The sequence below is a fragment of the Duganella lactea genome (assembly GCF_009857505.1).
GTDB lineage: Bacteria > Pseudomonadota > Gammaproteobacteria > Burkholderiales > Burkholderiaceae_D > Rugamonas > Rugamonas lactea.
Genome location: NZ_WWCP01000005.1, coordinates 1 through 18,594, shown reverse-complemented (window position 1 = coordinate 18,594; position 18,594 = coordinate 1). Strand labels below are relative to the sequence as shown.

Annotated in this window: 17 protein-coding genes; 12 read left to right on the top strand and 5 right to left on the bottom strand. The window is 65.8% G+C overall.

The annotated features are described in order from the left end of the window. Positions 1–8: 8 nt before the first annotated feature. The 9 genes from GTP44_RS06640 (at position 9) to GTP44_RS06600 (ending at position 10,248) form a co-directional block, all read left to right on the top strand. A complete protein-coding gene (locus GTP44_RS06640) occupies positions 9–2,120 on the top strand; it encodes a TonB-dependent receptor (protein ID WP_202424005.1) in 2,112 nt (703 codons plus the stop codon). A 65-nt stretch (positions 2,121–2,185) separates the two neighbouring features. Then, a complete protein-coding gene (locus GTP44_RS06635; protein ID WP_161018806.1) occupies positions 2,186–3,190 on the top strand; it encodes a M14 family zinc carboxypeptidase in 1,005 nt (334 codons plus the stop codon). Further along, positions 3,187–3,951, top strand: a complete 765-nt coding sequence (locus GTP44_RS06630; protein ID WP_161018805.1) for an alpha/beta fold hydrolase — start codon at positions 3,187–3,189, stop codon at positions 3,949–3,951. Before GTP44_RS06635 ends, GTP44_RS06630 begins: the two co-directional genes overlap by 4 nt. 12 nt (positions 3,952–3,963) lie before the next feature. Then, a complete protein-coding gene (locus tag GTP44_RS06625) occupies positions 3,964–4,251 on the top strand; it encodes a YkgJ family cysteine cluster protein (protein ID WP_160989128.1) in 288 nt (95 codons plus the stop codon). A 66-nt stretch (positions 4,252–4,317) separates the two neighbouring features. Continuing rightward, a complete protein-coding gene (locus GTP44_RS06620) occupies positions 4,318–5,034 on the top strand; it encodes a substrate-binding periplasmic protein (RefSeq protein WP_161018804.1) in 717 nt (238 codons plus the stop codon). 137 nt (positions 5,035–5,171) lie between these two features. Beyond that, positions 5,172–6,011 (top strand): undecaprenyl-diphosphate phosphatase, encoded by an 840-nt coding sequence (locus tag GTP44_RS06615; protein ID WP_161018803.1) that lies wholly within the window; start codon positions 5,172–5,174, stop codon positions 6,009–6,011. Positions 6,012–6,040: 29 nt separating this feature from the next. Beyond that, positions 6,041–7,864, top strand: a complete 1,824-nt coding sequence (gene recQ / locus GTP44_RS06610) for a DNA helicase RecQ (protein ID WP_161018802.1) — start codon at positions 6,041–6,043, stop codon at positions 7,862–7,864. Positions 7,865–7,916: 52 nt separating this feature from the next. Next, positions 7,917–9,707: an amidohydrolase gene (locus GTP44_RS06605; protein ID WP_161018801.1), complete on the top strand. Its 1,791-nt coding sequence runs from the start codon at positions 7,917–7,919 to the stop codon at positions 9,705–9,707. A 31-nt stretch (positions 9,708–9,738) separates the two neighbouring features. Further along, the gene (locus tag GTP44_RS06600) at positions 9,739–10,248 is read left to right on the top strand and encodes a hypothetical protein (RefSeq protein ID WP_161018800.1); all 510 of its coding nucleotides are present in this window, start codon (positions 9,739–9,741) and stop codon (positions 10,246–10,248) included. 22 nt (positions 10,249–10,270) lie between these two features. Here the strand turns inward: GTP44_RS06600 and trmB are convergent, their stop codons facing one another. Beyond that, positions 10,271–10,951, bottom strand: coding sequence for a tRNA (guanosine(46)-N7)-methyltransferase TrmB (gene trmB / locus GTP44_RS06595; protein WP_160989335.1), 681 nt, complete (start codon positions 10,949–10,951; stop codon positions 10,271–10,273). Positions 10,952–11,164: 213 nt separating this feature from the next. Between trmB and GTP44_RS06590 the strand changes: the two genes are divergently transcribed. Both GTP44_RS06590 and GTP44_RS06585 read left to right on the top strand, forming a co-directional pair. Next, on the top strand, positions 11,165–12,505 hold the full coding sequence (locus GTP44_RS06590; protein WP_161018799.1) for a GH1 family beta-glucosidase: 1,341 nt from the start codon (positions 11,165–11,167) through the stop codon (positions 12,503–12,505). Positions 12,506–12,647: 142 nt separating this feature from the next. Beyond that, positions 12,648–13,970, top strand: a complete 1,323-nt coding sequence (locus tag GTP44_RS06585; RefSeq protein ID WP_229256816.1) for an MFS transporter — start codon at positions 12,648–12,650, stop codon at positions 13,968–13,970. 11 nt (positions 13,971–13,981) lie between these two features. On the opposite strand, the gene GTP44_RS06580 is transcribed toward GTP44_RS06585, so the two are convergent. The 4 genes from GTP44_RS06580 to GTP44_RS06565 form a co-directional block, all read right to left on the bottom strand. Further along, entirely contained in the window at positions 13,982–14,218 is a 237-nt protein-coding gene (locus tag GTP44_RS06580; RefSeq protein ID WP_161018798.1) for a hypothetical protein, read from the bottom strand. Between the two features lie 75 nt (positions 14,219–14,293). Next, the gene (gene torT / locus GTP44_RS06575) at positions 14,294–15,430 is read right to left on the bottom strand and encodes a TMAO reductase system periplasmic protein TorT (RefSeq protein WP_161018797.1); all 1,137 of its coding nucleotides are present in this window, start codon (positions 15,428–15,430) and stop codon (positions 14,294–14,296) included. Further along, on the bottom strand, positions 15,427–16,233 hold the full coding sequence (locus GTP44_RS06570; RefSeq protein WP_161018796.1) for a substrate-binding periplasmic protein: 807 nt from the start codon (positions 16,231–16,233) through the stop codon (positions 15,427–15,429). Before GTP44_RS06570 ends, torT begins: the two co-directional genes overlap by 4 nt. A gap of 22 nt (positions 16,234–16,255) precedes the next feature. Continuing rightward, the gene (locus tag GTP44_RS06565) at positions 16,256–17,179 is read right to left on the bottom strand and encodes an alpha/beta hydrolase (protein WP_161018795.1); all 924 of its coding nucleotides are present in this window, start codon (positions 17,177–17,179) and stop codon (positions 16,256–16,258) included. Between the two features lie 249 nt (positions 17,180–17,428). On the opposite strand from GTP44_RS06565, the gene GTP44_RS06560 reads away from it, so the two are divergent. Then, the gene (locus tag GTP44_RS06560) at positions 17,429–18,358 is read left to right on the top strand and encodes a tyrosine-type recombinase/integrase (RefSeq protein ID WP_371867161.1); all 930 of its coding nucleotides are present in this window, start codon (positions 17,429–17,431) and stop codon (positions 18,356–18,358) included. Positions 18,359–18,594: the final 236 nt, after the last annotated feature.

Below are 18,594 nucleotides of genomic sequence, written 5' to 3'. Positions count from 1 at the left end.
AGGATATCATGTACAGCACGTTTGACCGCGCCGCCGCGCTGGCCCTGCTGGCGGCGGCTCCGCTGGCCCACGCCCAGGCGCAACACGAGGACACGTCCCTGCCCCAGGTCACCGTCAGCGCCGCGCGCGACGACAGCGTCGCCGGCGGCCAGATGGCACGCAAGGCGCGTCTCGGCATGCTGGGCAATCAGGAAGTGCTGGCCACGCCATTCAACATCACCGGCTACACGGCGCAGGCAATCGCCGACCAGCAGGCCGTCAGCGTGGCTGACGTGCTGGCGCGCGATCCGGCGGTGCGCGCCACCGGCCAGTCCGGCGGCATCCTGGACGCCTTCTTCATCCGCGGCTTTGCCATCGGCGAAGGCAACGCCGGCGAGATCGCGCTCGACGGCCAGTACGGCGTCGCGCCCAATTACCGCGTGTTCGCCGACTACGCCGAACGGGTGGAGGTCATCAAGGGGCCGGCGGCCCTGCTGTACGGCATGTCGCCCAACGGCGGCGTCGGCGGCGTGATCAATATCGTGCCCAAGCGCGCGCTGGATGCCGACCTCACGCGGCTAACGCTGGACTACACGGGCGACGCGCAGTTCGGCGGCCACGCCGATATCAGCCGCCGCTTCGGCGCCAGCCGCCAGTTCGGCGTGCGCCTCAACGGCAGCCGCCAGCAGGGCGACACGCCCATCGACAAGCAGCAGCGCCAGGCGGGCGTGGGCGCGCTGGCGCTCGACTATCAGGGGGAACAGCTGCGCGCGACACTGGACGCGCTGGCGCAGAGCGAGCGCTTCGACGCGCCGTCGCGACCCTTCCTGGCCGCCGCCGGCGTGGCCGTGCCGCCCGCGCCGGATGGCGCCAGCAATGTGACGCAGGCCTGGGAATGGGCCAGGATCGCCGACCGCGCGCTGCTGCTGCGCGTCGAATACGCTGTGTCGGAGCGGCTGACGCTGTTCGCCAACGGCGGCGGCGGGCGCACGCATGTGGCGCGCCTGTTCGGCACACCGACCGTCCTGAACGCCGCCGGCGACACCCGCGTCACGCCGGACAATTTCCGCCTCGACGCCGACCGCGCCACCGTGGACGGCGGCCTGCGCGCGGCCTTCGACGTGGCCGGCGCGCGCCACACCGTCACGCTGCAGGCCAGCCGCTACCGCGATCAGCTGGACCGCGCCACCGTCAGCGGCGCGGCCATGCTGTCGAATCTGTATGCGCCGGCGACGCTGGCCGCGCAGGACGTCGCCGCGCCGGCCGCTGTGCCGAAGGTGTCGGCCACCCATTTGTCCGGCGCCGCGCTGGCCGACACCATCACCGCGCTGGAGGCGCGTCTACTACTAACGTTCGGCGTGCGGCGCCAGCAGGTCAGGTCAGACAACTTCAACTCCGCCGGCGCCATCACGGCGCGCTACGACCAGCGCGCCAACACGCCGATGGCGGGCGTGTCGTACCAGCCTTGGCGGCACCTGGCGTTGTACGCCAACCATATCGAAGGCTTGAGCAAAGGCGACACCGCGCCACCGACCGCCGCCAACGCCGGCGAGATCTTCGCGCCCTACAAGACCAGGCAGCATGAGCTCGGCGTCAAGCTGGAGCGCGGCACGCTGACCGCCACGCTGAGCGTGTTCCGCATCAAGAAGCCCAGTGGCCAGTTGACCGGCACACGCTACGCGGTCGATGGCGAACAGCGCAATCAGGGCGTGGAACTGGCCCTGTTCGGGCAGGCGGCGCCCGGCGTGCGGCTGACCGGCGGCGCGACCTGGATCGACGCCCAGCTGACGCGTACCAACAGCGCGGCGACGCTGGGCAAAACGCCGGTGGGCGTGCCCTCGTCACAGGCCAATCTGGGCACCGAATGGGACATCGGCCTGCCAGGCCTGACGCTGACCGGCAGCGTGGCCTACACCGGCCGGCAGTACGTCAACCAGGCCAACAACCAGCAGTTGCCGGACTGGACGCGGCTCGACCTCGGCGCGCGCTACCGCACCAGGGTGGCCGGCAAGGCCACCACCTTGCGCGCCAGCGTCATGAATGCGGCTGACCGCCACTACTGGTCGGGCGTGGCCTCTTACGGGGCTTTTGTGCAGGGGGCGCCGCGCACGCTGATGCTGTCGGCGGCGATCGACCTCTGAGGCGGGGCGACGAGACGCGGTGAATATCGGCTACACTGTCGATCACATCTTTTTGCGTCCCCGTCATGCCCGAGAAGAACCTGCCCGAACTCATCACCCTCAAGCGTCTGATCGATGAAGGCGGGAAGCATCTCGAAGTGGCGACGCCACATACGGTGGCCATCGACGGCCGCCAGTTCCCGGTCTACACCATCGCCCTCGGCAATCCCAGTCCGGATGTGCCGGCGCTGGGCTTCTTCGGCGGCATCCACGGGCTGGAACGGATCGGCACACAAGTGGTGCTGTCGTTCATGGAAAGCCTGCTGGCGCGGCTGCGCTGGGACAGCACGCTGCACCAGCAACTGGAATCGATGCGGCTGGTGTTCATGCCGCTGGTCAATCCGGGCGGCATGTGGCAGGCCACGCGCTGCAACCCGCAAGGCGTGGACCTGATGCGTAACGCGCCGCTGAGCGCGGTCGAAAAAGTGCCGTTCATGCTGGGCGGGCAAACCTTCAGCCATCACCTGCCGTGGTATCGCGGCGCGCGCGGCGCGCCGATGCAGCCGGAGGCCGAGGCGGTGTGCGAGGTGGTCCGGCGCGAGCTGCTACCGCGCCAGTTCAGCATGGCGCTCGACTGCCACTCCGGCTTCGGCCTGCGCGACCGTGTCTGGTTCCCGCACGCGCACACCGCCACGCCGATCCCGCACCTGGCCGACATCGGCGCGCTGGAAGAACTGTTCAGCCAGAGCTACCCGAACCACAACTACGTGTTCGAGCCGCAGAGCCGCCAGTACCGCACCCACGGCGACCTGTGGGACTACCTCTACCTCAACGGCCAGAACGTGTTCCTGCCGCTGACGCTGGAAATGGGCTCGTGGCTGTGGGTGAAGAAAAATCCGCGCCAGATCTTCGACCGCATCGCCATGTTCAACCCGACCGCGCGGCACCGGCTGCAGCGCGTGCTGCGGCGCCACCTGATCCTGTTCGACTTCCTGATGCGCGCGGCCAACAGCCACGGCCGCTGGCTGCCGGAAGGCATGGCGCGCACCGTGCAGCATCGCCGCGCGCTGACGCAGTGGTATCACACATGAGCAACTGGGTGCTGCTGCGCGGCCTGATGCGCGAACAGCGCCACTGGGGCCGCTTCCCCGGCGAGCTGGCGCGGGTGCTGCCGGACGCCCGCATCGTCACGCCCGACCTGCCGGGCAACGGCGAGCGGCACGCGCTGCGCAGCGCCACGACGGTGGCGGCGATGGTGGAATTCTGCCGCGCCGATTTGCGCGCGCGCGGCGTGCCGGCGCCGTGGTCGCTGCTGGCGCTGTCGCTGGGCGGCATGGTGGCGGTGGAATGGGCCAGCCGCTATCCGGACGAGATCGCGCGCTGCGTGCTGATCAACACCTCGATGCGGCCCTACAGCCGCTTCCACCAGCGCCTGCGCTGGCAGAACTACCCGGCCATCGTCCAGCAACTGTGGGCCGGCGGCGTGGAAAATCAGGAACGGCTGATACTGCGCCTGACCAGCCGCGACGGCGACATCGCGCAGCGCCAGGGCCTGCTGGAACGCTGGCTCGGGTACCAGCGCGAATACCCGGTCACGCGCGCCAACGCGCTGCGCCAGCTGTGGTCCGCCGCCCGCTTCCGCGCGCCGGCCGCGCGGCCGCCGGTGCCGCTGCTGGTGCTGAGCAGCGCCGGCGACCAACTGGTCGATCCGCGCTGCTCGGCCAACCTGGCGCGCGCCTGGCAGACGCCGCACGCCGTGCACCCGAGCGCCGGCCACGACCTGCCGCTGGATGACGGCGCCTGGGTGGCCGACGCCGTGGGCAACTGGCTGCGCGGCGCCGATGCGCGGTAAAATACCGCCCCTATGAAGCCAACCACGTCGCCCCCGGAGTGCCGGCCCCACTGCGGCGCCTGCTGCACGGCCCCCTCGATCACCAGCCCGATCCCCGGCATGCCGGACGGCAAGCCGGCAGGGGTCCGCTGCATCCAGCTGGCGGACGACAACCGTTGCCGCATCTTTGGTCAGCCGGAGCGGCCGGCTTTTTGTGGCGGCTTGCAGCCATCACAAGAAATGTGCGGGTCCAGCCGGGAACAGGCTATCCGATGGTTGAATGAACTGGAGCGCGCCACGGCGCCTACCTGCATCATTTGAGCTCCGACAGGTTGGGACCTAAGAACCGCGTCCAACAGTCCCCCCAATGCACACAGGATTACACCGATGATGAAACCACTGTTGTTGGCCATGCTGTTTGCCATGTTGTTGGCCGTCACCGCGGCACAGGCGGCCGACAAGGCGCCGCTGCGCTATGTGGTGAAGACCGATGGCCTGCTCAGCACCGACCCGCAGCAGCCGTCCGGCTTCCAGCAAAAAATGGGCGCCGCGCTGGCGCATCAGCTAGGCCGCCCGGTACGGTATGTGCTGCTGCCGCGCACGCGCATCATGGCGGCGCTGGAAGGCGGCGGCGGTGATCTGCTATGCAGCTATCTGCCGACGTGGATGCCTGGCGACGTCGACTGGACGCGCGCCTTCATCCCGGTCTCCGAGGTCCTGCTGACCATGCCGCGCGTGACGCCACCGGCATCGCTGGCAGACTTGCGCGGCAAGCGTCTCGGCACGGTGCTGGGCTTCCGCTACCCCACGCTGGAGCAAGCGCTGGGCAAAGACTTCGTCCGCGACGACGCGCCCAACAGCGCTTTGTCATTCAGGAAATGGGCCGCCGGCCGTTTCGATCATCTGGTCACCACGCGCAACGTGATCACCCAGCACGCCGCCGACGGCGCCCTGCCGCCGGGCTACCATGTGATGCCGATCCTGGAGGTCAAGACCATGTGCGCCGTGTCCCGCAAGAGCGACATCACGGTCGCGGAAGTGAACGCGGCGATCAACGCGCTGGAGAAAAACGGCGCCCTGACGGCCATTCTCAAACTGCGCTAGCGCCTGTCAGACAAAAACGGGTATTACAGTTGCGTCATAATTAGAAAACAACATGCCGATCATGTTAAGCTTCGGCCCCGGCGCCCTCCTCGCCACGGACTGTTTTCTCCCACCGCCACCTGTCAATACTTAATTTCATGGATATTATTCTTGCGTTGAAAGCCCTGATCATGGGCCTGGTTGAAGGCTTCACGGAATTCCTGCCGATTTCCTCCACCGGCCATCTGATCCTCACTGAACATCTGCTGGGCTTTCAGGGCATGGAAGAAAAAATCAATGTCTTTGAAATCGTGATCCAGGCCGGCGCCATCTTCGCCGTCTGCTGGGAGTACCGCGCCCGCATCGCCAAGGTCACCACCGGGCTGACCAGCGACCGCAGGCAGCAACGCTTCGCGCTGAACATCGCCATCGCCTTCATGCCGCTGGCCATCCTCGGCCTGACGCTGGGCAATCTGCTGAAGGAATACCTGTTCAAGCCGGTGCCGGTGGCCTTGGCGCTGATCGTCGGCGGCGTCATCATCCTGATCGTCGAGCGCCATGTGGCCGCCAACCCGGTCTCGGTGCGCATCCATTCGGTCGACGACATGACGCCGCTCGACGCGCTGAAAATGGGCATCGCCCAGGCCTTCGCGCTGATTCCGGGCACCAGCCGCTCCGGCTCGACCATCATCGGCGGCATGATGTTCGGCTTTTCGCGCCAGGCGGCGACCGAGTTTTCCTTCCTGCTGGGGATTCCGACGCTGCTGATCGCCTCGGCCTACTCGCTGCTCAAGGCGCGCGACCTGCTGGCGCTGTCCGATCTGCCGATGTTTACCATCGGCACCGTGTCGGCGTTCATCTCGGCGTTCTTCTGCGTGCGCTGGCTGCTGCGCTACGTCGCCACCCATACTTTCACGATTTTTGCGTGGTATCGCATCGCTTTTGGCCTGCTGGTGCTCATCACAGGTTACACTGGCGTGATCGTCTGGAAGGACTAAACCTTTTATAAAGTAGTTGCAGTAGCATCATGATTGATCAGGACACCAACGAACGCGCCCTCCATCTGTTGCAAACCGTGTTTGGCTACCCGGCCTTCCGCGGGCAGCAGGGGGAGATTGTCAGCCATGTAGCCGGCGGTGGCGACGCTCTGGTCCTGATGCCCACCGGCGGCGGCAAGTCGCTGTGCTACCAGATCCCCGCCCTGCTGCGCGATGGCGTCGGCGTGGTGGTCTCGCCGCTGATCGCGCTGATGCAGGACCAGGTCGACGCGCTGGAGGAGGTCGGCGTGCGCGCGGCCTTCCTCAACTCCACCCAGACCTACGAGGAGGCCAGCCGCATCGAGCGCCTGGTGCGCAGCGGCGAGATCGATCTGGTCTACGTCGCGCCCGAGCGCCTGATGACGGAGCGCTGCCTGAACCTGTTCCAGAGTTCGCGCATCGCGCTGTTCGCCATCGACGAGGCGCACTGCGTGTCGCAATGGGGCCATGATTTCCGCCCCGAATACATCAAGCTGTCGATCCTGCACGAGCAGTTCCCCAACGTGCCGCGCATCGCGCTGACCGCCACCGCCGACCCGCAGACGCGCGCCGAGATCGTGCACCGGCTGCAACTGGAAGACGCGGCGCAATTCGTGTCCTCGTTCGACCGCCCCAACATCCGCTACCAGATCGTTGAAAAGGCCAACGGCCGCAAGCAGCTTCTGGACTTCATCACCACCGAGCATGGCGGCGACTGCGGCATCGTCTACTGCCTGTCGCGCAAGAAGGTCGAGGAGACCGCCGAATTCCTCAACGAGAACGGCGTGCGCGCGCTGGCCTACCACGCCGGCATGGACCACGCCAAGCGCGCCGCCAACCAGGCCAGGTTCCTGCGCGAGGAAACCATCGTCATGTGCGCCACCATCGCCTTCGGCATGGGCATCGACAAGCCGAACGTGCGTTTCGTCTGCCACCTGGACCTGCCGAAAAGTATCGAGGGCTATTACCAGGAGACCGGCCGCGCCGGCCGCGACGGCGAGCCGTCCAGCGCCTGGATGGCCTACGGCCTGCAGGACGTGGTGCTGCAGCGGCGCATGATCGATGAATCCGAGGCCGACGAAACCTTCAAGCGCGTGCTGGGCAACAAGCTCGACGCGATGCTCGGCCTGTGCGAGACGCTGAGCTGCCGGCGCGTGCGCCTGCTCGACTACTTCGGCGAACCGGCCGGCCCTTGCGGCAATTGCGACACCTGCCTGATTCCGCCGGTGTCGTTCGACGGCACGGTGCCGGTGCAAAAGCTGCTGTCGACGGTGTACCGGGTCGACCAGCGCTTCGCCGCCGGCCATGTGATCGACGTGCTGCGCGGCCAGGAGACCGAGCGCATCAAGACCTGGCACCACGACTCGCTGTCGGTGTTCGGCATCGGCGCTGATCGCAGCGAGCAGGAATGGCGGGCGATTTTGCGCCAGGTGATCGCGCTTGGCCTGTTGACGGTGGACCACGAACAATTCAGCTCGCTGAAACTGACCGACGCCGCGCGCCCGGTGCTCAAGGGCGGCCAGAAGGTGCAGCTGCGCCAGTACCAGAAACCGGTCAAGGCGGCCAAACCGAGCCGCGCCGCCAAGGGCTATGTGGAGAGCGACCTGTCGACGCACGAGCAGAAGATCTTCGACCGCCTGCGCTCCTGGCGCATGGGCACGGCGCGCGAGCACAATGTGGCCGCCTACATCATCTTCAACGACGCCACGCTGCGCGAAATCGCCAAGGCCCGCCCGACCGCGCTCGACGAGTTGCGCGGCATTTCCGGCGTCGGCGAGAAAAAGCTGGCATCCTACGGCGACGAGATCGTCGAACTGATCAACGAAATGGCATAAGCTCGTTGCCGCGCGATCGGCCCCAACGCCTTACCTGCTCAGAGGAGATTGCATGTTCCGTACTGGCCTGCTTGCCGCGCTCGCGGTGAGCCTCACCGCCCAAGCAGCACCCGCGCCCGCCCCCGCTCCGGCCGACACCATCTACCGCAACGGCTACCTCTACACGGTCGACGCCAGGGACAGCGTCCAGCAGGCGCTGGCGGTGCGCGGCGGCCGCATCGTCTACGTCGGCGACAACGACGGCGCCAAGGCCTACGCCGGCAAGCGCACCGACACCATCGACCTGCAAGGCCGCATGCTGATGCCCGGCCTGATCGACGGCCATCTGCATCCGCAATCGGGCGGCAGCCGCCTGCTGAACTGCAGCCTGAATTACGAGTCGCTGACGGTGGCGCAGTTCCAGTCGCGCATCCAGGCCTGTCTGGACCAGGACAAGAAGTCCGGGCCGGAGCGCTGGATGATCGTGGTGAACTGGTTCCAGCAAGGCATGCGGCCGGAGGGCGTGGCAACCACCGCCGCCATGCTCGACGCGCTCAAGACCGAGCGCCCGATCATCGTGCGCTCATCGTTCGGTCACTCGGCGCTGCTGAACTCCAAAGGCATCAAGACGGCGAAGATCACGCGCGACACGCCCAATCCGGCGGGCGGCAGCATCACCCGCGACGCCCAGGGCAACGCCACCGGTCTGCTGGAAGACGCCGCGCAGGACCTGGCCATGAACCTGCTGCCGCCGCTGACGGTGGCCGAGAATCTGTCGGCGTCCAAGGCGGCGCTGGCGGCGATGCGCCAGCAAGGCATCACCAGCTTCCTCGACGCCTACACCGATCCGGAAACCATGACCGCCTTCGCCACCCTGCAAAAACAGGGCAAGCTGACGGCGCGCGCGCACTTCGCGGTGCTGATCGATCTGGATAAGGGGGCGACGCCGCACAGCGCGGTGGCCGAACTGCTCAAGCAGCAGAAGCAATTCGACCAGGGCCCGACCAGGGTGGCGCCATCGATGCAGGTGCGCCACGCCAAGCTGTTCATGGATGGCGTGATCGCCGCACCGGCCCTCACCGGCGCGATGCTGGCGCCGTACCTGACCAACCAGGGCACGCAGGAGAAACCGAACTGGCAACCGGGCCCGCACAACGGCCCGCCGAGTTACTTCTCGCCCGCCGCGCTGCGCGCCACGCTGACCGAACTGGCGCGCGCCAAGATCGATCCGCACATCCACGTCGACGGCGACCGCGCCGTGCGCGAAACGCTGGACGCCATCGAAGAGCTGCGCGCCACGCCCGAGGGCAAGCGCGTGCGCCCGGCGCTGGCGCACGATGAAATCGTCGATCCGGCCGACTACCCGCGCTTCGCCAAACTGGATGTAACGCCGGTGCTGTCCTTCCAATGGGCGAAACCGGCGCCCGATACCGTGGAGGCGCTGAAGGATTATCTCGGCCCGCAACGCTACGCGGTGGTGGAGCCGCAGGCGCTGCTGCTGAACGCCGGCGCGCGCATCGCCTATGGCAGCGATTGGCCGGTCGATCCGCTGGATGAATGGTTCGCGCTGAAAGTCGGCGTCACCCGCACCGCCGCGCCCAACGCCGGCCAGGCCTACGCCGGCAAGCTGACCGCGCAACCAGGCATGCCGCGCGCCGAGGTGCTGCGCGCGATCACGCTGAACGCGGCCTACACGCTGCGCCAGGAACAGGACACCGGCTCGCTGGAAGTGGGCAAGCTGGCCGACATGATCGTATTGGACCGCAATTTCTTCACCATTCCAGAAGAGGACATCGCCAACATCAAGGTGCTGGAAACGGTGGTGGGCGGCAAAATCGTCTATCGCGCCAAGGACATGCGTTAAGATATCGGCCTTTGTCTCATCACGGCACGCCATGCAGCTTCTTATCTCCCTGCTGATCATCGCCGCCACGGCGGCGGTGGTCTACGCGATCATCAAGACCAATCCGAACCAGCCCAAGCCTTTGCCGCTGCCGACCGGCGTGCCGTATGCGCCCAGGCTGCCGGACGAAGCGCCGGCGCTGCACTGGTCGGATGGCGGCCACTTCCTGGTCGAGGTGATGAACGAGTCGCGCTACCAGGCCACGCTGCGCGCGCTGGCCGGCGAACATGGCGACAGCGCCGCCGCCACGCCCTATGTGGCGACGCTGATGCCGGACGATCACAACGCCTATGAGAACGAAGCGGTGGCGGTGTTTATCGAGGGCCGCATGGTCGGCTATCTGTCGCAGAAAGCGTCGATCAAGTTCCGCGAACTGCTGCGCAGGAAGGACGCCGCCGGCCGCTTGAGCACCACCGACGCGCAGGTGCGCGGTGGCGCGCTGTGGCAGGGCAAGCGACTACAGTATGTGGTGGTGCTGGACGTGGAGCGGCTGGAGAAATAAGCCCAGCCGCCACGCCGGCGATTTACTTCTTGGTGAACACCAGATCCCAGACGCCGTGGCCCAGCTTCAGGCCGCGGTTTTCAAACTTGGTCAGCGGACGGTAGGCCGGCTGCGGCGCGTAGCCGTCGGCGGTGTTTTGCAGGCCCTCTTCCGCACTGAGCACCTCCAGCATCTGCACCGCGTAGTCTTCCCAGTCGGTGGCCAGGTGGAGGTAGCCGCCCACTTCCAGCTTCTGCACCAGTTGCTTGACGAACGGCGCCTGGATCAGGCGGCGCTTGTTGTGGCGCGCCTTGTGCCATGGGTCCGGGAAGTAGATGTGCACGCCGTGCAGCGAGCCGTCCGGAATCATGAAGTTCAGCACCTCCACCGCGTCGTGCTGGATCGCCTTCAGGTTGCTCAGTTGCTGCTCGCCGATCAGCTTGAGCAGGCTGCCCACGCCGGGCGTGTGCACTTCGACGCCGATGAAGTCCTTGTCCGGCATCACGCCGGCGATATGCGCGGTGGTGGCGCCCATGCCGAAGCCGATCTCCAGCACCACCGGCGCCTTGCGGCCGAACGCCTGCTCATAAGAGAGCGGCGCTTTCTGGTAGGGGATCAGGAACTTCGGCCCGAGTTCGTCCAGCGAGCGCGCCTGCGCCGTCGACAGGCGGCCGGCACGGGTGACGAAACTGCGGATGCGGTGTTCGGTCGGGTCGTACAGCATGGCCCGCGCTGGGGCGTCTTTCGGCGTATCGGAGGACATGGTCGGCCTGCTCGTGAAATTTTATGGAGGCGGCATTATATCAGGCTTGCCGGGCGCATTTTTAAATCGATTGACACTCACAAATAGTTGAGGTCTAATCATCACCCGAGGCTTGAAATCGTTTTCAAACGTGGCAATGTCCTCCCATCCCTGCAGACCAGACCTGATAAAAAAATGACCGATTTCACGCAATTCCCAGCCTCGTTCACCTGGGGCGTCGCCACCAGCGCCTTCCAGATCGAGGGCGCCTGGAACGTCGACGGCAAAGGGCCGTCGATCTGGGACACCTTCACCCACACGCCCGGCAAGATCATCGACGGCACCACCGGCGACGTCGCCTGCGACCACTACCACCGCTATCCTGAAGACGTGGCCATCATGGCCGGCCTGGGCGTGGACGCCTACCGCTTCTCGATGGCCTGGTCGCGCGTGCAGCCGCAGGGCAAGGGCGCGTGGAACGAAGCCGGCTGGGACTTCTACGACCGCCTGCTGAAGGAACTCGAAAGCCGGCACATCGACGCCCACGTGACGCTGTTCCACTGGGATCTGCCGCAGGGGCTGCAGGACGAAGGCGGCTGGCTGAACCGTGACACCGCCTACCACTTCGCCACCTACGCCGCCGAAGTGGCGCGGCGCTTCGGCAACCGCGTGAAAACCATCGCCACCCACAACGAGCCGTGGTGCACGGCCAACCTCGGCTACGGCAACGCGCAGTTCGCGCCGGGCGTGGCCAACCTCAAGCAGTCGGTGCAGGTGTCGCACCATCTGCTGCTGTCGCACGGCCTGGCGATGAGCGCGATGCGCGAGGTCGGCAGCACGGCCCAGCTGGGCATCGTGCTGAACCAGTGGACCGCCGATCCGGCCACCGACAGCGAGGCCGACCGCGCCGCCGCCGCCTTCGAATACGCGCGCTCGGTCGAATGGTTCATGGACCCGATCTTCAAGGGCCACTATCCCGAGCTGGCACTGAGAGTGTACGGCGACAACGCGCCGGTGGTGGAGGACGGCGACCTGGCCATCATCCATCAGAAGATCGACTTCATGGGGCTGAACTACTACTTCCGTTCGTTCTGCTCGACCGAGACGCCGCCGCGCCAGCCCGAATGCAAGCTGGGCAAGACCGACATGGGCTGGGAAATCTATCCGGACGGCCTGACCGAGCTGCTGCTGAAGCTGCACGCCGCATATGCGCTGCCGCCGATCTACATCACCGAAAACGGCATGGCCAATCCGGACACCATCGTCGACGGCGAGATTGCGGACGCGGCGCGCATCGACTTCGTGCTGCGCCACCTGAAGGCGCTCAACGACGCCCGCCTGCAAGGGGTGAATATCCAGGGCTATTTCCTGTGGAGCCTGCTGGACAACTTCGAATGGAACTCCGGCTACGCCAAGCGCTTCGGCATCGTCCACGTCGACTACGCCACGCAGAAGCGCACGCTCAAGCACAGCGCCCACTGGTACCGCGATTACCTGATCCAACAGCGTCCGCAGAAAACCGCGAACGCCGCCTGAGCAACGCAACTGTCGTACCGCCGCCGGCCCTCGGGTCGGCGGTTTCCATATAAACTGGCCGCAGAGCCGGTGAACCAACGAGAATCACGAGGATGACATCATGACCGCACCATCGACTGTGCAACACACCCCCGATCCGCAGATGGCGCCGGGCGCCCGCCCCCCCTCGCTGCTGCGCGCCATGTTCGCGCCCGGCACGCCGATGCTGTGGGTGCCGAGCGGCTACTTCGCCATGGCGCTGACCTACATGATGCTCACCAGCGTGACCTCGATCATGTTCAAGAATCTCGGCATGGACAACGGCCAGGCGGCGCAGTACGCCAGCTACCTGATCCTGGCCTACACCATCAAGCCGCTGTTCGCGCCGTTCGTCGAAATGTACCGCACCAAGAAATTCTTCGTGCTGTGCGCGCAGCTCATTGTCGGCCTCGGCTTTGCCGGCGTGGCGCTGGCGATGTCGCTGCCGGACTACATGGTGATCATGGTGTTCCTGTTCGGCGTGCTGTCGCTGGTGGGCGCGACGCAGGACATCGCCTCGGACGGCGTCTACGTCACCTCGCTCGACAGCAAGACGCAATCGCTGTTCTGCGGCATCCAGAGCCTGAGCTGGAACGTCGGCCCGATCGTCGCCTCGGGCGGCATGGTGTACCTGAGCGGCTGGCTGCACACCCACTACTTCAAGCACGAGGCCGGCGTGTTCGGGCCGGCGTGGATCGACTCGTGGCGCGTGATCTTCTTCATCGTGGCCGGCATCACGCTGCTGACGGCGGTCTGGCACCTGCGCGTGATGCCGGAAGGCGCCAGGGCGGCGAACGCGCCGCGCTCGGTGGCCGACGCCGCCTTCATCCTCAAGGACTCCTTCGTCACCTTCTTCCAGAAGCGCGACGTGTGGCTGATGGTCGGGTTCGCGTTCGTGTTCCGCCTGAGCATCGGCCTGCTGGAAAAGATCGGGCCGTTCTTCATGGTCGACCCGGTGGCGCAGGGCGGGCTGGGGCTGTCGAATGAAATGCTGGGGCTGATCTACGGCACCTACGGCCTGATCGCCGTGCTGCTGGGTTCACTGCTGGGCGGCATCTTCGTCGCCCGGCGCGGTCTGCGCCGCACCCTGTTCACGCTGTGCTGCGCGGTCAACATCCCGAACGTCACCTTCCTGCTGATGAGCTACTACCAGCCGGACAATCTGATCGTCATTTGCGCCGGCGTGGCGACGGAAAAATTCTTCTACGGCTTCGGCTCGGTGGGCTTCATGATCTACCTGATGCAGCAACTGGCGCCGGGCAAGTACAGCACCACCCACTACGCCTTCGGCACCGGCCTGATGGGCCTGTGCATGATGGTGACGGGCGTGGTCAGCGGCCACCTGCAACAGCTGCTGGGCTACGTCCACTACTTCTGGCTGGTGATGGCCGCGACCCTCCCGTCCTTCCTGGTCACCTGGTTTGCGCCGTTCCACCACCAGGAATAAAAACCCCGGTTTTAGACGTCGCGGCCCAGCGCGCGCAGATCCTCGCTGCGGAGCTGGCGCTCCGGCGCCAGCACCCGCGCGATCACTTGCGGATTGAGCCCCATGTTTTGCAGCAGCTCGACCGCGCCGGGCGTGCCGATCTCGCGCTGCACCTGCAACGCCTGCCGCACAATAAAATCAAAGGAATGCCAGCCGGCGGTGTCCGACGTTGGCGGCCTCGGCTGGCGCCGATCATGCTCCGGGACCATGGTGATCTCCTCGTCTTTGCATCCGCCTAGATTAATCCAAGATGGGGCCGGATGCGCGCCCGATTTGCCGCCGCCCTATTCCTTCGGCGGCACATACGACAGCTGCGCCTTGTAGCCCTCCGGCGCGATCGAACTATCAAACGGATAGCTGGCCAGGTTCTGCTGGTCCACCATGCCGAGCTTGACCAGGATGGTGTGCGGCCGCTCGCCGCCGCGCCCTTCGAGCAGGTTGACGGCGGCGTTGATCGCCACCCGCGCCTGGCTCACGCCGCGCGTGTCGGCCGCCGCCGCGATCGCCTTGGTGCGGATCAGGTGGGCGATGTCGCTGGTCAGGTCATACGCCACCACCCGCACCCGGTCGCTCAGTCCGGCCGCCTTCAACGGCGCCAGCGCCGCCGGTGCGCAGCCGGTGCAGCCGAGCAGGTAATCGAGCCGGCGACCATGCCGCGCCAGGATGCGCGCGGTCAGCTCGCTCTGCAAGCCGCGCTCGCTGTCGCCGTAGCGGATGTCCAGGATGTTGACCTCGATCGCCGCCTCCTGCGCGGCAATCCGCGTGCCGTCCACCTCGCCCTTGACCCAGCCCGCCCCCATCGGCCCCGGCAGCAGGGCCAGGTTGATCGATTTGAGGCCGCGCCGCTGGGCGTCGCGGATCACCCAGCGCGTCGCCTCCAGCCCCATGCCGCGCAGCGAGGTGGTGACCTTCAAGTCCAGCTCGTCGCTGCGGCTGTCATTGGCCAGCTCCAGCACGGTGATGCCGGCGGCGCGCGCCTTGGCGATCGAGGCGTTGTTGGCGGTCATGCTGATCGGCGACAACACGATGGCGTCGTAGCGGGCGGCGATCACCTGGTCCATTTTTTTCAGCTGGCCTTGCAGGTCGTCGTAACCGCTGGCGGGCAGGATGTCGGCCGCCACGCCCAGCCGCCGCGCTTCGCTGATGACGCCGTAGGCCACGCCGCTCCAGTACGGGTCCTTCATATGCGGGAACAGGAAGGCGATGCGCCAGCGCTTGCTCGCGCGCGGCGCCGGCCCATACGTGCCGGCCACCACGCGGCCGCTGGCCAGCGCGTCGTCGGCCGTGCCCTGGGCTTGCAGCGGGCGGAAGATGGATTGCACCGGGATCGGCGCAAAGCCGGCGGGCGGCTGCGCCAGCGCGGGCAGCAGGCTCAGGCCCAGACCAAACAGCGCCAGCAAGCGGAATCGAGGCGTCTTCATCGGGCTTTCTCCATGCACGGGGGGGCAACACGGGCGGCGGCGCCATACGGCGGCACCCGCACGCCGTTGCGCACGCCCAGGCGGGCCAGCTCGCCAGACCGCACCATTTGCGCGAACAGCGCATTGTAGCGTTCGCGCACGGCGGCATAGTGCGGCGCGCGCGGAAACGCCAGATAGCCATCGAGCTGCGTGATGTCGGGACACAACGCCGTCACCGACGCGCCCAGCCCCAAGGGGCCGAGTGCGCGCGTGACATTGCGCTCGTTGGTTGCCAACAAGTCGATGCGGCCCAGCGCCAGCATCTGCAAGCCGTTCTCCACTTGCGGCACTTCGTTGATGTCAAACAGCGGCCGCGCCTGCTCGAACTGGCTGCCGTAATGCCAGCCGCGCACGGTGGCGATGCGCTTGCCCTTGAGCAGCGCCAGATCGCCGCGCCACGCCGCCGGACCGCTGCGGCGGCCATAGAACACCACCCGGTCGCGGTACAAGGCGTGGTCGGTGTAGGCCAGGCGCTTCAAGCGCTCCGGCGATTTGTACGGACCGACCAGAATGTCGGCCTGGGCGCGCTCCACCATCGCCATCGCGCGCGGCCACGGATACAGCTTGAAGCGCATAGTGTCGCCGGCGCGCTCGGCCAGCAGGCGCAGTACATCGACGCCCAGGCCATGCCAGCTGCCATCCTCGCGCTGCTCGTAGATATGGCTAAAGCTGGCGCCGACCGCCACCCGTTCGACGGCGTGCGACAGCGCCGGCGCGCCGGCGCCGCAAGCCATGGCCAGCAACAGGAAGAGGGTCTTGTACATAGTGTCTAGATACTAACATGGGCTAAGGCAAGTTTCGATGCAGGAATGCCACGCTGGCCTCAACCGTTGTTTGCAGCCACGGATCGAACAACCAGAAGGAATGCGGCGTGTCCGGCAGAACGACCTTGTCGCTGGCCACGCCGGCGGCCGCCATCCGCGCCATCATCTCTTCGCGCCCGGCGGAAAAGCGCGGCTGGCCGCTGCCGATGAACAGGATGGGCGGCATGCCGGGGCGCACATAGCGGATCGGCGAGGCCGCCCGCCACAGCGCCGGCTGCTCGGCATAGCGGCCGCCGAACCAGGCGCCGGCCGCCGACGGGTTCTTCCGCGGATCATCCTCGTACTGGAGCGCCAGTTCGCTGGTAAAGTCGGACAGGCCGTCGATATTGATGATCGCCTTGACGCCCTCGCCGGTGCCGGTCAGGCCGGCCAGGCTGGCGATCTGGCCGCCGGCCGAGCCGCCCGCCAGCGCGATCCGCCGCGGGTCCAGGCCATAGGCGGCGGCATGCTCGCGCACCCAGCCCACAGCCGCCTGCACATCCCGCACCGCCGCCGGATAGCGCGCCTCGCCGGACAAGCGATAGCTGACCGTCACCGCCGCATAACCGTGCTGCGCCAGCCGCAACGCCATCGGCACGAACTCCGCGCGAAAGCCCGCCTTCCAGCCGCCGCCATGCACCAGCACCACCACCGGCAGACGCTCGCCCGGCGGCCGGTAAAGATCGAGCTTCAGGCAGCGCGTGCCGTATTGGGCATAGACCAGATCGGCCGTCTTGCTGACGCCCGGCGGCAACGCGTCGCTGGCAATGCGGATGTCCGGATAGGTGCGCACCAGCTTGTCGTAGGTGTGCGCGGCATCGTAGGTATTGGTGGGATCGGGCGGCGGCTCCACGCACGCCGGCGCGGTCGCCAGGGCGGCGGCAAGAACAACACTCAGAACAGGCATTGGCACCTCGGCAGAAAAACACCGGCCGAGTATGGCATAAAAAAAAGCCCTCGGCCGGTGACGACGCGAGGGGCTTAAAACCACAGACAACACTGGACTACAAGAAAACCTGCTCAGAAATCGTTTTCTGAATTCCTGAAAACGATTTCATAATACCAGTCCCGGTTGGAATGTCAATTTAAAAATAGTGGTGCTTGCACGCCGGCAGGGATGGCTGCACCGTATCGGCGCATATGTTGGAGCACGACGGTGGCCGTGCTGGCCGGCGCCGCGGCGACAACCAGTGGTGGTGGTGCAACCGGCAGCGGTCTCGCCAACACCTACTTCGCCGACATGATCCCGCGCGCACCGAACGGCGACGCCGCGACCGACGCGCAGCGCGCGGAAATCAACCGCATCCTGCAGGCCGATCTGGCCGCCGGCAAAATCAGCGGCGAAGACCGCCTGTATCTGTCGCAAATGATCGCCAACCGCACCGGCCTGTCGCCAGCCGAAGCCGAACAGCGCGTCGACCTGATCTACGCCCAGGCCAAGCAGGCGGCCGACGAAACCAAGGCCAAAGCCATGGCGGCGGCGGACGATGCCCGCACCGATTTATCCAACCCATGCGAAGGCATCAGAGGACTCAAGCTAAACAAGAGTAGCGTCTACATCACGGACGATATTTACAATCTCGTCTACCAGCATGGAAAGGACACACTCAGGGACGCTATGGACCTCGCTTACCTTACTGGCCAGCGGCCGGCGGACACTCTGAAAATGACAGCCCGAGATATTGTTGACGGCCATCTGCTTATTACTCAGAACAAGGTGAACAAACCGTTACGAGTGGCCATCATCGGAAAGTTGGCGGAGCTCTTAGAGCGAATCGCTGCAAAGAAGAAGGCGCGCAGAATCGTTACAGCTTCGCTCTTGGTGAACGAGCATGGAAAAAGCATGACTGGCCCCGCGCTTCGTTACCAGTTTGATCGAGCGAGGGCCCAGGCGTGGGCTGCGCATCCTGATAGGAAAGCGGAGCTGAAAAAATTTTCGTTTAAGGACTTGCGTGCGAAGGCTGCTGATGACACTTCCGAAGTGCGAGGCGATCAGGCAGCAAGTGATCTTTTAGGTCATGAGACACTTCAAACCACTCGGCGACATTACTTGCGCAGGGGTAAAGCGGTTCCACCAACCAAATAGTCTGTCTAGTCGCTGTCTTCCAAGTTGGCTCTTAGTGCTCTAATTTGGCTATCTAATGTTTCAAGTTCAGTGATTAATTTCGCCGCTTCTTCGACCGGCCCAGTCGCACGAGCTATAGTCGAATCTGGTGTACGGGCTGAAATCTGCAGGCGGGGATGAGGCGGTGGAGATTTTGTTGGAAAATTTGATTGTCGAGATCAAAACCAACCAACAGAGGAAACTCCACCATGACGAAG